The 13,633-nt window shown below is 72.9% G+C and carries 13 protein-coding genes; 6 read left to right on the forward strand and 7 right to left on the reverse strand.

Features of this window, described 5'->3' with window-relative positions; genetic code table 11:
- Positions 1-59: 59 nt before the first annotated feature.
- Positions 60-1,298, reverse strand: coding sequence for a glycoside hydrolase family 18 protein (locus ABZT03_RS17585; protein WP_356040017.1), 1,239 nt, complete (start codon positions 1,296-1,298; stop codon positions 60-62).
- A 330-nt stretch (positions 1,299-1,628) separates the two neighbouring features.
- Between ABZT03_RS17585 and ABZT03_RS17590 the strand changes: the two genes are divergently transcribed.
- Positions 1,629-2,801 carry an acyl-CoA dehydrogenase family protein gene (locus ABZT03_RS17590; protein ID WP_356040020.1) on the forward strand — a complete coding sequence of 391 codons (1,173 nt, stop codon included), beginning with the start codon at positions 1,629-1,631 and terminating at the stop codon, positions 2,799-2,801.
- Here ABZT03_RS17590 and ABZT03_RS17595 read toward each other — a convergent pair.
- Positions 2,764-3,009 (reverse strand): hypothetical protein, encoded by a 246-nt coding sequence (locus tag ABZT03_RS17595; RefSeq protein WP_356040022.1) that lies wholly within the window; start codon positions 3,007-3,009, stop codon positions 2,764-2,766. The genes ABZT03_RS17590 and ABZT03_RS17595 overlap by 38 nt on opposite strands.
- A 296-nt stretch (positions 3,010-3,305) precedes the next feature.
- The gene (locus ABZT03_RS17600) at positions 3,306-3,740 is read right to left on the reverse strand and encodes a hypothetical protein (protein WP_356040025.1); all 435 of its coding nucleotides are present in this window, start codon (positions 3,738-3,740) and stop codon (positions 3,306-3,308) included.
- Between the two features lie 267 nt (positions 3,741-4,007).
- Here ABZT03_RS17600 and ABZT03_RS17605 point away from each other — a divergent pair, with 267 nt between their 5' ends.
- From ABZT03_RS17605 to fxsA, 4 genes are all read left to right on the forward strand, one after another.
- Positions 4,008-4,448, forward strand: coding sequence for an Lrp/AsnC family transcriptional regulator (locus ABZT03_RS17605; RefSeq protein ID WP_016434164.1), 441 nt, complete (start codon positions 4,008-4,010; stop codon positions 4,446-4,448).
- 66 nt (positions 4,449-4,514) lie between these two features.
- Positions 4,515-6,128 (forward strand): amidohydrolase, encoded by a 1,614-nt coding sequence (locus ABZT03_RS17610; RefSeq protein ID WP_356040029.1) that lies wholly within the window; start codon positions 4,515-4,517, stop codon positions 6,126-6,128.
- A gap of 534 nt (positions 6,129-6,662) precedes the next feature.
- Positions 6,663-7,463 carry a polyprenol monophosphomannose synthase gene (locus tag ABZT03_RS17615; protein ID WP_356040032.1) on the forward strand — a complete coding sequence of 267 codons (801 nt, stop codon included), beginning with the start codon at positions 6,663-6,665 and terminating at the stop codon, positions 7,461-7,463.
- A gap of 250 nt (positions 7,464-7,713) precedes the next feature.
- Entirely contained in the window at positions 7,714-8,274 is a 561-nt protein-coding gene (gene fxsA, locus ABZT03_RS17620) for an FxsA family membrane protein (RefSeq protein ID WP_356040035.1), read from the forward strand.
- Between the two features lie 148 nt (positions 8,275-8,422).
- Here the strand turns inward: fxsA and ABZT03_RS17625 are convergent, their stop codons facing one another.
- From ABZT03_RS17625 to ABZT03_RS17640, 4 genes are all read right to left on the reverse strand, one after another.
- On the reverse strand, positions 8,423-8,797 hold the full coding sequence (locus ABZT03_RS17625) for an RNA polymerase-binding protein RbpA (protein WP_150943815.1): 375 nt from the start codon (positions 8,795-8,797) through the stop codon (positions 8,423-8,425).
- A 255-nt stretch (positions 8,798-9,052) separates the two neighbouring features.
- The gene (locus ABZT03_RS17630) at positions 9,053-10,405 is read right to left on the reverse strand and encodes an MFS transporter (protein WP_356040039.1); all 1,353 of its coding nucleotides are present in this window, start codon (positions 10,403-10,405) and stop codon (positions 9,053-9,055) included.
- Positions 10,406-10,478: 73 nt separating this feature from the next.
- Positions 10,479-11,246, reverse strand: coding sequence for a glycerophosphodiester phosphodiesterase (locus tag ABZT03_RS17635; RefSeq protein ID WP_356040042.1), 768 nt, complete (start codon positions 11,244-11,246; stop codon positions 10,479-10,481).
- On the reverse strand, positions 11,243-11,896 hold the full coding sequence (locus ABZT03_RS17640) for a hypothetical protein (protein ID WP_356040045.1): 654 nt from the start codon (positions 11,894-11,896) through the stop codon (positions 11,243-11,245). The genes ABZT03_RS17635 and ABZT03_RS17640 overlap by 4 nt, the downstream gene beginning before the upstream one ends.
- A gap of 98 nt (positions 11,897-11,994) precedes the next feature.
- On the opposite strand from ABZT03_RS17640, the gene ABZT03_RS17645 reads away from it, so the two are divergent.
- The gene (locus tag ABZT03_RS17645; protein ID WP_356040048.1) at positions 11,995-13,494 is read left to right on the forward strand and encodes a PLP-dependent aminotransferase family protein; all 1,500 of its coding nucleotides are present in this window, start codon (positions 11,995-11,997) and stop codon (positions 13,492-13,494) included.
- Positions 13,495-13,633: the final 139 nt, after the last annotated feature.

The raw sequence follows: 13,633 nt of genomic DNA on the forward strand, positions 1-13,633 counted from the left end.
GGACGGCGGCAGGGGGCGGAGGCTCGTGGTCCCCCGCCCCGAGTCCCCCGTCGGCCCGCCTAGTTGATGGCCTTGATGAGTTCACCGTTCGCGGTGTCGCCGCTCAGTTCCCAGAAGAACGTGCCGCCCAGGCCCTGCTGGTTCTTGTAGGTCATCTTCGTGCCGATGGTGGCGGGGGTGTCGTAACTCCACCAGTTCGAACCGCACTTGGCGTACGCGGTGCCGGCCACCGTGCCGGTCGCCGGGCACTTGGACTTGAGCACCTTGTAGTCGTCGATGCCCTGCTCGTAGGTCCCCGCCGCCGGGCCGGTCGCCGTGCCGCCGGGCGCCGCCTGCGTCACCCCGGTCCAGCCGCGGCCGTAGAAACCGATGCCGAGCAGCAGTTTCGAGGCCGGGATGCCGAGGCCCCTGAGCTTGGCGATGGTCGCCGACGTGTAGTAGTTCGCCTTGGGGATGCCGGAGTAGGAGTTCAGCGGCGAGTGCGGGGCCGTCGGGCCGGTCGCGTCCCAGGCGCCGAAGAAGTCGTACGTCATCGGGTTGTACCAGTTGACGTACTGCGCCGCGCCCGCGTAGTCCGCCGCGTCGATCTTGCCGCCGCTGGTGGCGTCGGCGGTGATCGCGGCCGTGACCAGGTTGCCCGAGCCGAACTTGGAGCGGAGCGCCGACATCAGGTTCTTGAAGGCGGCCCGGCCGCTGGTGTCACAGGTGTTGCCGCAGGCGTTCGGGTACTCCCAGTCGACGTCGATGCCGTCGAAGACGTCCGCCCACTTCGAGTTCTCCACCAGGTCGTAGCAGGACTGGGCGAAGGCGGCCGGGTTCCTCGCGGCCTCGCCGAAGCCGCTCGACCAGGTCCAGCCGCCGAACGACCAGAGGACTTTCAGGCCCGGGTGCTTCTTCTTCAGCTCGCGCAGCTGGTTGAAGTTGCCGCGCAGCGGCTGGTCCCAGGTGTCCGCGACGCCGTTCACGGACTCGGCCGCGGTGTAGGCGCGGTCGGTCGCCGCGTAGGAGTCGCCCATCGCGCACTTGCCGCCGGTGACGTTGCCGAAGGCGTAGTTGATGTGGGTGAGCCGGGCGGCCGAGCCGGAGGTCTCGACGTTCTTGACGAAGTACTTGCGGTCGTACGTGCCCCATTCGGTGAAGTAGCCGACCACCTTGGAGCCGGCGGCCTCCTGGGTCGCGGGAGCGGCACTGGCGGTGGCGGTACCCGCGCCGGCGAGCAGACCGGCGCCGAGGACGGCGCTGCACACGGCGGACAGGAGCGCCCGGAACCGGACGCGGGGACGGTGGAAGGAGTGCATCGGTGTCTCCTCGTGGGGGAGAGGGGAACGCGCGCTGAATTGGCATGAACGCGGTCATGCGGTTGGCGGGAACCCTAGGAGGACTAGACCAGTACGTCAATGGTTCGGACCAATACGGGGTCCCGAGAGGAGGTCCCGGCCCTTACCCGAAGTAAGCGGTCGTTAACTGGTGACGGGGTGCGTCCGATCGGGCATACTCACAGCGCACAGCCGCTGGTCAGCAGCTTCCGAGACCCGGGAGTGCGAGCATCGGCCGGCACACGACCCGGCGGCGCCGCCCCCACCCGAAGGGCCCGTCCGCCCGTGCCCGACAGGGAGGAGAGCGTCGCCATGCCCGACCACGCCCCGCAGCCGGTGGACCGGCAACTGCCCACGGACGAGGCCCGGGATCTGATCTCGCTGGTCCGTGACATCGCCCAGCGCGAGATCGCACCGAAGGCGGCCGAGGAGGAGGACGCCGGGCGCTTCCCGCGCGAGGTCTTCACCCTGCTCTCCCAGTCCGGACTGCTCGGCCTGCCCTACGACGCGGAGTACGGCGGCGGCGACCAGCCGTACGAGGTCTACCTCCAGGTCCTGGAGGAACTCGCCGCGGCCCGGCTCACCGTCGGTCTCGGCCTCAGCGTGCACACCCTCGCCTCCTACGCGCTCGCCGCCCGCGGCACCAAGCAGCAGCAGGTCGAGCACCTGCCCGCGATGCTCGGCGGCGGCCTGCTCGGTGCCTACTGCCTCTCCGAACCGTCCTCCGGCTCGGACGCCGCCTCCCTGCGCACCAAGGCCGTCCGCGACGGCGACGACTGGGTGATCACCGGCACCAAGGCGTGGATCACCCACGGCGGGATCGCCGACTTCTACACGGTCATGGCGCGCACCGGCGAGGAGGGCCCGCGCGGCATCACCGCCTTCCTGGTCCCCGGCGACGCCGAGGGCCTGAGCGCCGCGGCGCCGGAGCGGAAGATGGGGATGAAGGGCTCCCCGACGGCACAGGTCCACCTCGACGGGGTCCGCGTCACCGACGAGCGGCGGATCGGCGAGGAGGGGCAGGGCTTCGCGATCGCCCTGGCCTCCCTCGACTCCGGCCGGCTCGGCATCGCCGCCTGCGCGATCGGCCTGGCCCAGGCCGCGCTCGACGAGGCCGTCGCCTACGCCACCGGACGGCGGCAGTTCGGGCGCCCCATCGCCGACTTCCAGGGGCTGCGCTTCATGCTCGCCGACATGGCGACCCAGATCGAGGCCGGCCGGGCGCTGTACCTGGCGGCGGCGCGGCTGCGGGACGCGGGCCGGCCGTTCGCCAAGCAGGCCGCCATGGCCAAGCTGCACTGCACGGACACCGCGATGAAGGTGACCGTCGACGCCGTGCAGGTCCTCGGCGGGTACGGCTACACCGCGGACTTCCCGGCCGAGCGCTACATGCGCGAGGCCAAGGTCCTGCAGATCGTCGAGGGCACCAACCAGATCCAGCGGATGGTCATCGCCCGTCACCTAGCGGGTCCCGAGAGCCGCTGAACTGGCCGCGGACGACCTGGGGTGCCGCCAGCCGGACCCACTCCGGGTCGTCGCGCCCCGGCAGGGTGCGCCCCCGGTCGGCCCAGGTGCGCATGAGCTCACGGTAGATGGGCGGGTCCGGCTGCTGCGGAGCGGGCGGAACCGGACCTCCGGGCGCCGGTACGAACAGCCGGCGCCGTCGCCCGGTGGCTGAAGAGGTGAGGGTCATGGCTGGGCAACGCGGCAGCGGACCGGCAGGTCACCGGTCCGCGGAATCGACCGTGAGTTCAGCGGCGTCGTACAGCCCCCGCCGGGCTCCCGGCTACCGCCCGACCCCGCTGACGCCTGGTCGAAGCACCGCCGTACACGCCGCGAGCCGGTCGTCGGCCGTCCCCGTGCCGCTCGACGGTCACCCCGCGCACCCGGCGCACCGGGACGCACCTGTCCCGCGCCACGGCGGGCTGCCCGGCCGTGGCGCGGCGCGGTGACGGGAAGGGAGGGCGGCGAGGGGCCGGGCGGTGTCGCTCAGGCGGCCTGGCGCCGCATGCCGGAGACCCTGATCGGGCGCGAGCCCGGGCCGCCGACGTGCGAGAAGGGCTGCATCCGCCAGTCGAGCCCCTGAGGGAGCGTCAACAGCAGTGCGGTGTCCTGCTCCTGGAGTTCCGCCGACTCGTCCGCGGGCCGCGCCTCGGCGGCCCCCCGGCCGGTGCCGGCGCAGACCGTGAGCCCGAACGGGTTCCACGGGGAGATGCACAGCGCGTGCTCCGGGAGCACGTCCTCGTCCGCCAGCAGGGCGATCGGCTGGGCGCAGTCCGGGCAGATCACCCGGACCATCTCGAAGGTGTCGTACGCGTCGAACTCGTCCTCGAAGGCGTCGGGTTCGACGCCCTCCGGCTCGGGTTCGGCGACTGCCTGAAGCCGCTTGGGCGCGGTACGACCAGGACGCTTGAGACTCTGCATGGGTTCTCCCCCTAAGGCTGGGCCGTATCGGCGCTGCGGCCTCGACCACAGCAAGCACTTCCCGCCCGCTCTCGGCGGTAATCACGAGAACATCTCGCAGACGTTCCCGGCGGTGTGGCCTTCGTCACATGCCGCTCGCAGGTGCCCGGCGCGGCCGTTTTGTCTCCCCGACGGCTCACGGACCGCTCCCGCGCACATCACGAACCGGGCATGACCTGGGCTGCTCAGGTATCGGAGGAGATCAACCGCCCTGTAGGTTCTTGCGCCATGGAGGAGCTCGACCGACAGATCGTGCAGCTGCTCGTCAAGGACGGGCGGATGAGCTACACCGACCTGGGCAAGGCGACGGGACTGTCCACGTCCGCGGTGCACCAGCGGGTGCGCCGGCTGGAGCAGCGGGGCGTCATCCGCGGGTACGCCGCGGTCGTCGACCCCGAGGCCGTGGGACTGCCCATGACCGCCTTCATCTCTGTGAAGCCGTTCGATCCCAGCGCCCCCGACGACATCGCGGACCGGCTCGCCGGAGTCCCCGAGATCGAGGCCTGCCACAGCGTCGCCGGCGACGAGAACTACATCCTCAAGGTCCGGGTGGCGACCCCGCACGAGCTGGAGGAACTGCTGGCGCGGCTGCGCTCGCTGGCAGGGGTGTCGACCCGGACGACGGTGGTGCTGTCCACACCGTACGAGGCCCGGCCGCCCCGGGTCTGAGAGCGCCCCGGACCCGGCCGGGGGCCGGTGTGTCGGGCGGTGCGCCCGAGGCGCGAAACTGTCCCCATGAGTGAACGCACCGCCCAGACCGAGACCGTCCTCCTGCGCCGCGGCGAGGTCCACAGCCCCGCCGACCCCTTCGCCACGGCGATGGTCGTGGAGCGCGGGCACATCGCCTGGGTCGGCTCGGAGGGCGCCGCGGACGCCTTCGCGGACGGCGTCGACGAGGTGGTCGACCTCGACGGCGCCCTCGTCACCCCGGCGTTCACCGACGCACATGTGCACACCACCGCCACCGGGCTCGCCCTGACCGGCCTCGACCTGTCCGGCGCCCCGTCCCTGGAGGCCGCCCTCACCCTCGTCGGGGACTTCGCCGCCGCCCGCCCCGCCGACCGCGTCCTGCTCGGCCACGGCTGGGACGCCTCCCGCTGGCCCGGCGGCCGCCCGCCCACACGGGCCGAGCTCGACCGCGCGACGGGCGGCCGTCCCCTTTACCTGAGCCGCATCGACGTCCACTCGGCGGTCGTCTCCACCGCCCTGCTCGACCTGGTTCCGGCCGGCCTCGGCCGCGAGGACGCGCCCCTGGTCCGCGACGCCCACCACGCCGTACGAGCTGCCGCCTTTGCCGCTGTGACGCCGCAACAGCGCGCCGAGGCACAGCGTGTCGCGCTGGCCCACGCGGCCTCCCTCGGCATCGGCACCGTCCATGAGTGCGGCGGCCCGGAGATCTCCTCCGAGGACGACTTCACCGGTCTGCTCCGGCTCGCGGCCGAGGAGCAGGGGCCGCGTGTCGTCGGCTACTGGGCCGAGGCCGACGAGGAGGGCGTCGCCCGGGCGCGCGAACTGGGCGCGGCCGGCGCGGCGGGCGACCTGTTCGCCGACGGCGCGCTCGGCTCGCACACCGCCTGTCTGCACGAGCCGTACGCCGACGCCGCCCACACCGGCACCGCCTACCTGGACGCGGACGCCGTCGCCGCCCATGTCCTCGCCTGCACCGAGGCGGGCCTCCAGGCCGGCTTCCACGCGATCGGCGACGCGGCCGTGACCGCCGTCGTGGCGGGCGTGCGCGCCGCCGCCGAGAAGATCGGCCTGCCCCGCGTCCGGGCGGCCCGCCACCGCGTCGAGCACGCCGAGATGCTCACCCCCGAGACCGTCGCGGGCTTCGCCGAACTCGGCCTGACGGCCTCCGTCCAGCCCGCCTTCGACGCGCTGTGGGGCGGCGAGGACGGCATGTACGCCCAGCGCCTCGGCGCCGCGCGGGCGCGCGCCCTGAACCCCTTCGCGGCCCTCCTGCGGGCCGGTGTGCCCCTCGCCTTCGGCTCCGACAGCCCGGTCACGCCCCTGGATCCCTGGGGCACCGTCCGGGCCGCCGCGTTCCACCGCACCCCCGAGCACCGCGTCTCCGTGCGCGCCGCGTTCACCGCCCACACGCGCGGCGGCTGGCGGGCGGTCGGACGGGACGACGCGGGCGTCCTCGTGCCGGGCGCCCCCGCCGACTACGCCGTGTGGCGCACCGGCGAACTCGTCGTCCAGGCCCCCGACGACCGGGTCGCCCGCTGGTCCACCGACCCCCGCTCCGGCACGCCCGGCCTGCCCGACCTCACCCCGGGCCGTGACCTGCCGGTCTGTCTGCGCACCGCGGTCGGCGGACGGACGGTTTTCGTACGGCCGGGCGAGTGATCTCCCGGGTCCGCGCGGTGAAGATCCACCTCCGACACGCCGTCGCCCGAGCTGTGACGCCTCCCCGCTGACCAGGGCTTTCGTGAAGAACCCGCAGGTCGAACCGCTGTTGACAGGCGACGGCAGGGGGCCGGTAGGTTCGGCGGAGTCCACCACCGGACGCCCGACCGGGGAACGTTCGCCACTCGCCGCGGCGCCGCTGGGTCAGGGACGGTGTGCCGAACCGGCGCACCGCCACTGGGAGCCAGGCTCAGCGCCCGCGTCACAGCGAGGGAACGTTCCGGCCGGCCGGGGAGGTGTGACCCGGGTGGGGCCCGGGCGTCCAGTAGACAACGGCTTTCGGTCGACCCGCAGCCAGCGGGCCCCAGGTCGGCCCGAAGGGCGCCGGGCCCCCATCCGCAGAACGCAATCGGCCAAACCCGGATTCTTACCCCGTCTTTGGGGAATCGACACCACCCGACGATCGTCCTGTCACGTCGGCGCAGGCTGCGACCACTATGGTGGACCCCTGCGTACGGACACGAAGGGGCAGCGGTGAACGACGGCGACGGGACCCTCGCGGCACAGGCCGGGGAGCGGCGGTTCGGCCCGCTCGGCACGGTGTTGGTGATCATTCCGACCTACAACGAGGCGGAGAACATCAAGGCGATCGTCGGCCGGGTGCGTGAGGCGGTCCCCGAGGCACACGTGCTCGTGGCCGACGACAACAGCCCCGACGGCACGGGCAAGCTCGCCGACGAACTGTCCGTCGGTGACGACCAGGTCCACGTCCTGCACCGCAAGGGCAAGGAGGGCCTCGGCGCCGCCTACCTCGCGGGCTTCCACTGGGGCATGGACAACGGCTACGGCGTCCTGGTGGAGATGGACGCCGACGGCTCCCACCAGCCCGAGGAACTGCCCCGCCTGCTGACCGCCCTCAAGGGCGCCGACCTCGTGCTCGGCTCCCGCTGGGTGCCCGGCGGCCGCGTGGTGAACTGGCCGAAGTCCCGCGAGGTCATCTCGCGCGGCGGCAGCCTCTACTCCCGGATCGCCCTCGACCTGCCGCTGCGCGACATCACCGGCGGCTACCGCGCCTTCCGCCGCGAGACCCTCGAGGGGCTCGGCCTCGACGAGGTCGCCTCCCAGGGCTACTGCTTCCAGGTCGACCTGGCCCGCCGTGCCGTCAAGGCCGGCTACCACGTGGTCGAGGTGCCGATCACCTTCGTCGAGCGCGAACTCGGCGACTCCAAGATGAGCCGCGACATCCTCGTGGAGGCGCTGTGGCGGGTCACCACGTGGGGCGTGGGGGAGCGGGTCGGCAAGATCGTCGGCCGCGGCAAGCCGTCCCAGCCCTGACCTCGCCAGGGGACGCCCGCCGGTGACGGGGGTGGCCGGGGGTGCTCCGGGCCGGTGCCGGCGGCTGCGGCCGTACGGCCACGACGAGTGCGGGCGTACGGCCACGGACGACCGCCGGCCTACGGTCATGACCGAGGGCACCTACGGCCGTGACCGAGGGCACCGCGGGCGCACCTCCCCGCACAGCCGGGGCTGATCGTCTGATCGTCCGCTTACGCCGTGCTGAGCCCGGGCCAGGCACACTGGACGCATGACGACAGGCGCTTCGACCCCCACCTATCCGGCCCGGCCCCGGCGCTCCCGGCTGCGGACCTTCCTGCCGCTGGGCCTCGTCGCCTGGCTGGTGCTGGAGATCTGGCTGCTGACCGTCGTCGCGGGCGCGACGAGCGGGTTCGTGGTGTTCCTGCTGCTGCTCGCCGGATTCGTCCTCGGCGCGGTGGTGATCAAGCGGGCGGGCCGGCGCGCCTTCCAGAACCTGAACGAGGCGCTCCAGCGCGGCGAGGCCCCCTCCGGCTCACGCGGCGGCGGCAACGGCCTGATGATGCTCGGCGGCCTGCTCCTGATGATCCCGGGTCTGCTCTCGGACGCCCTGGGCCTGCTCCTGCTGCTTCCGCCGGTGCAGAAGGCGGTCAGTGGCTACGCCGAGCGCACTTTCGACCGCAAGCTCCGCGCGACCGTCCCGGGGACCCTGGGTGAGGCCTTCCAGCAGGCCCGCTTCCGCCGTCCCGACGGCAAGGTCGTGCAGGGCGAGGTCATCAGGGACGAACCCGGTGACACCCCGAGGGACTCCCGCCCGCCGCTGACGCCCTGAGGCCGCACCGGGCAGGGCCGGGCACACGTCCGGCCGGCCCGGTCTGCGCCGGGCCGGCCGTGGGTGGACACAACACCGCGGGCGCCGTACATGACGTACGGCGCCCGCGGTGTTGTGTGTGTCGTGTTCCGCCCGACCCGCGCGGGGACTATGCCGACTTACGGCTGTCCCGCGGATGTACCGCGATGTTCATCGCTCCGGATCGGAGAACGGCCAGGCGCTCCTCGAGGACCTCTTCGAGTTCCTCGCGGGTGCGCCGTTCCATCAGCATGTCCCAATGCGTACGCGCGGGCTTGGCCTTCTTCTCTTCAGGGCCGTCGCCGTCCACGAGGAGTGCTGTGGCCCCGCAGACCTTGCACTCCCACTCCGGCGGAATCTCCGCCTCGACCGAGAAGGGCATCTCGAAACGGTGCCCCTTCTCGCATGCGTACTCCACGGCCTGGCGCGGGGCCAGGTCGATGCCGCGGTCCGTCTCGTAGCTGGTCACCACGAGGCGCGTGCCGCGAAGAGCTCGCTCACTCATGAATCGTGCCTCCCGGGCTTGTCGCCCACAGGACAGGTGTCGCTGTCGTCGTCATCCGGTCAACGTCCGGTCGGCGGTAAAGATTCCCGTTCCGGGTCAAGCGTCGCCCGTCGTAGCCGCCCTTGTTGTACCCACCAGCGCCCGGTTTGTCACATCTGCTAACACATGTAACACAGCGTTTCGGCATCTTTGACGCGCAGTAACGGTACGCCTGGCAGGCCAAACGCGTACACTACATCGCTTTCGTGTTGAACGCTAAATCCTTTCGGGCACGGGGTTGCCCGCGTCGCCGATCACCCGGCGAACCGGAACCCGCGCGAGCAGCGCGAACCCGAGCACGAAGAAGACCACCAGCGAGATGATCGCGTCCCGGTAGCTGCCCGTCAGCTGGTAGGTCACCCCGAACAGCAGCGGCCCGAGCCAGCTCATGCCCCGGTCGCTCATCTCGTACGCGGAGAAGTACTCCGCCTCCTTGCCCGGCGGGACCAGGTGCGAGAACAGCGAACGGGACAGGGCCTGGCTGCCGCCGAGCACCAGCCCGATGCCCGAGGCCAGGACGAAGAACCAGACGGGCGCACCGGCGGGCAGTAAGTACCCGGCCGCCAACGTCACCGTCCAGGCGACCAGCGAGCCCAGGATGGTGCGCTTCGCGCCGTACACCCGGGCCAGCCGGCCCATGCCGAGAGCGCCCGCCACCGCCAGCACCTGCACCAGCAGCACGGCGCCGATCAGCGTCGACTGCCCCAGACCGAGTTCCTCGGAGCCGTAGACCGACGCCTGGGAGATCACCGTCTGGATGCCGTCGTTGTAGACCAGGTACGCCAGCAGGAAGCTGAGGGTCAGCGGGTGTCGGCGCATGTCCCGGACGGTCGCGGCGAGCTGCCGGAAGCCGGGCGCGGACGGCTGCCGCGCGGTGGTCCGGCGGTCGCGCAGCCGCCGTAGCGGTACGAGGGTGAAGGCGCCCCACCACAGCCCGGCCGAGGCCAGGCAGATCCGGACCGCCGCGCCCTCGGAGAGACCGAAGGAGTCGTGGCCGGTGTAGAGGACCAGGTTCAGGACCAGCACCAGCGACCCCGCGGCGTAGCCGAAGGCCCAGCCGCGGGAGGAGACGGCGTCGCGTTCCTCGGGCGCCGCGATCTGGGGCAGGTAGGAGTTGTAGAGCATCATCGCCACCGACTGCGCCGCGTTCGCCACGATCAGCAGCACGCCGCCGAGCAGATAGCGCTCGCCGCCGAGGAAGAACATTCCGGCGGTCGCCGCGGACCCCGTGTAGGCGGCCGCCGCGAGGAGGGGCTTCTTGCGCCCGGTGCGGTCGGCGGCGGCGCCCACCACGGGCATCACCAGGACCGCCACGATCACCGACAGGGACACCGAGTAGGCGAAGAAGGACCCCGCGCGCACCGGGACCCCCAGGGGGTGGACGAACCCGTCCGCGTCCGCCGCCGACTTGGCGACCGACGTGAGATAGGGACCCAGGAACACGGTGAGCACGCTCGTCGAGTAGACGGAGCACGCCCAGTCGTAGAAGTACCACCCGCGTTGCTCGCGTCTGCGTTCGGCGGCCTCGTCGGCCCCGGCCGCCTCCGCCCGCACGGTGTCGGTGCCCACCCGTGCCCTCGCTTCCCCGTGAAGTCGCCGCGCGGGTCACGGCCGAGGGGCCGTCGGGCGGGGTCGGGAGGTGTCAGACCCAGACGCCGCGGTCCTCCATGACCCTGCGCAACGTGTCGATGTGATCGGTCATGATGCCATCGACGCCCAGGTCCAGCAGACGGTGCATGTGCTCGGGCTCGTTGACGGTCCACACGTGGACCTGCAGCCCGCGCGCGTGCGCGGCCCGCACGAAGCGGTGGTCGACCACCGGGATGCCCGACTGGGACTCCGGCACCTGCGCCGCGACCGCCGAGCGGCGCAGCGTGGCCGGCACCCCCCAGGAGCGCAGCCGCAGGTTCAGCACGCCCCGGGTGCCGTACGAGGTCGCCAGGCGCGGTCCGGCCAGCCGCTGGGCCCGGGCCACGCGTGCCTCCGCGAACGAGCCGACACAGATCCGGTCCCAGGCGCCGACGCGCTCCACCAGGTCGAGGAAGGGGCGCAGGGCCCGCTCCGCCTTGATGTCGATGTTCCAGCGCGCCCCGGGGAAGGTCTCCAGGAGTTCCTCGAACAGGGGCACCGGCTCCCGGCCGGCCACGCGCGCGTCCCGGACGTCCTTCCAGGGCAGGTCCGCGATCAGGCCCGCGCCGTCCGTCATCCGGTCCAGCGTCTCGTCGTGGAAGGCGACGAGTCTGCCGTCCGCCGTCGCGTGCACGTCGGTTTCGAGGTACCGGTAGCCCGCCTCGACCGCGCGCCGGAACTGCAGCACGGTGTTCTCCAGGCCGTCGGCCGCCCCGCCCCGGTGGGCGAAGGGGATGGGGCCGGGATGGTCGAGGTAGGGGTGGCGTATCCGCGTGGTCACGGTCGCAGTATGGCTCGCGGCGATGGCCCGGCGGCAACCACCGTGCTGCCGTCGGATGCCGTGGGCGCGGCGAACACGCGCAGGAAGAGCTGGGCGAGCGGGCCGATCGACACCGCGTACAGGACGGTGCCGACGCCGATGGTGCCGCCCAGGGCGAAACCGGTCGCCACGACCGCCACCTCGACGGCCGTGCGCATCAGCCGGATCGAGCGGCCGGTGCGCCGGTGCAGCCCCGTCATCAGGCCGTCCCGGGGCCCCGGTCCGAAGCGGGCGGCGATGTAGAGGCCCGTCGCCACGCCGTTGAGCAGGATCCCGGCCAGCATCAGGGGCACGCGCACGGCCAGTGCGTGCGCGCCGGGGAGCGCGGCGAGGGTGCCGTCCATGGCGATGCCGACCACGAACACGTTGGAGACCGTGCCGAGGCCCGGACGCTGGCGCAGCGGGATCCACAGCAGCAGCACGGCCGCGCCCACGATGATCGACACCACGCCGATGGTCAGGCCGGTGAGTTCGGCCAGCCCCTGGTGCAGCACGTTCCAGGGCTCCAGCCCCAGGCCCGCGTCCACCAGCAGCGCCGAGCTGGCTCCGTAGAGGGCGAGCCCCAGATAGAGCTGGATGAGTCGCCGTCCGGTGCGGCTCTGTGCGGACACGTCGTCCCCCTGTGGTGGCAGTGGCCTGGTGCATGACACCCTGTGGCTTGGCAGTAGACGCTATCCATGGCCAATTCGGGGAAGGTGGACTGATTTCCATGGCGCAGTGGACATCGGCGGTGGGGGCGGCCCAGCTGGCCCGGCTCCTCAGCTCGCAGCAGGACCGCCCGGCCGGCCCCGGCACGCGCCGTCCGCCCGCCTATCGCGCGCTGGCCGACGGCATCCGGCTGCTGGTGCTCGAAGGACGCGTCCCGGTGGGGGCCCGGCTGCCCGCCGAACGTGAGCTGGCGCTCGCGCTGTCGGTGAGCCGCACCACGGTCGCCGCCGCCTACGAGGCGCTGCGCGCCGAGGGCTTCCTGGAGTCCCGGCGCGGCGCGGGCAGCTGGACCGCCGTACCGGCCGGCAACCCGCTGCCCGCGCGCGGACTCGAACCGCTGCCGCCCGAGGCGCTCGGCTCGATGATCGACCTCGGCTGCGCGGCGCTGCCCGCGCCCGAGCCGTGGCTGACCCGCGCCGTCCAGGGCGCGCTGGAGGAACTGCCGCCGTACGCGCACACCCACGGCGACTATCCGGCCGGCCTGCCGGCCCTGCGCGCGATGATCGCCGAGCGGTACACCGCGCGCGGGATCCCCACCATGCCCGAGCAGATCATGGTGACGACCGGTGCGATGGGCGCGATCGACGCCATCTGTCATCTGTTCGCGGGCCGGGGCGAGCGCATCGCCGTCGAGTCGCCCTCGTACGCCAACATCCTCCAGCTGATGCGGGAGGCCGGCGCCCGTCTGGTGCCCGTCGCGATGGCCGAGGGGCTGACCGGCTGGGACCTGGACCGCTGGCGGCAGGTGCTCCGCGACTCCGCGCCCCGCCTCGCGTACGTCGTCGCCGACTTCCACAACCCCACCGGAGCGCTCGCCGGCGACGACCAGCGGCGCGGGCTGGTCGAGGCGGCCCGGTCGGCCGGGACCGTGCTGGTCGCCGACGAGACGATGAGCGAACTGTGGCTGGACGCCGGGGTCGAGATGCCGCGGCCCGTCTGCGCCTACGACGCGGCCGGGTCCACGGTCGTCACCGTCGGGTCGGCCAGCAAGGCGTTCTGGGCGGGGATGCGCATCGGATGGGTGCGGGCGGCACCGGACGTGATCCGCAGCCTGGTCGCCGCGCGCGCGTACGCCGACCTGGGCACGCCCGTGGTGGAGCAGCTCGCGGTGAACTGGCTGTTCAGCACCGGCGGCTGGGAACAGGCCGTGGAGGTACGACGGTCCCAGGCGCGGGAGAACCGGGAGGCGCTCGTGGCCGCGGTGCGGCGGGAGCTGCCCGAGTGGGAGTTCGAGGTCCCCCGGGGCGGTCTCACGCTGTGGGTGCGGACCGGGGGCCTGTCCGGGTCCCGGCTCGCCGAGGTGGGCGAGCGGGTGGGGGTGCGGGTGCCGTCCGGGCCCCGGTTCGGGGTCGACGGGGCGTTCGAGGGGTACGTGAGGCTGCCGTTCACCGTCGGCGGCGCGGTCGCGGAGGAGGCCGCGGTGCGACTGGCCGCCGCGGCCCGGCTCGTGGAGAGCGGAAGCGCCGGGGGCGGCGAGGCGCCCAGGACCTTCGTGGCCTGAGCCGCCGGGAGCGCCGGCCGCGGGGACGTGGTCGGCGCAGCGACGAACGCCCCGCCGACGAGGGTCGGCGGGGCGTTCGTGGCTGCGCGGGGCGTGATCCGGGTGCGGCGCGGTGGGTGTGCGCGGGAGTGGGGTGCGG

Origin of the sequence: Streptomyces sp. NPDC005574, assembly GCF_040605435.1 — a bacterium.
Taxonomy (GTDB): Bacteria; Actinomycetota; Actinomycetes; order Streptomycetales; family Streptomycetaceae; genus Streptomyces.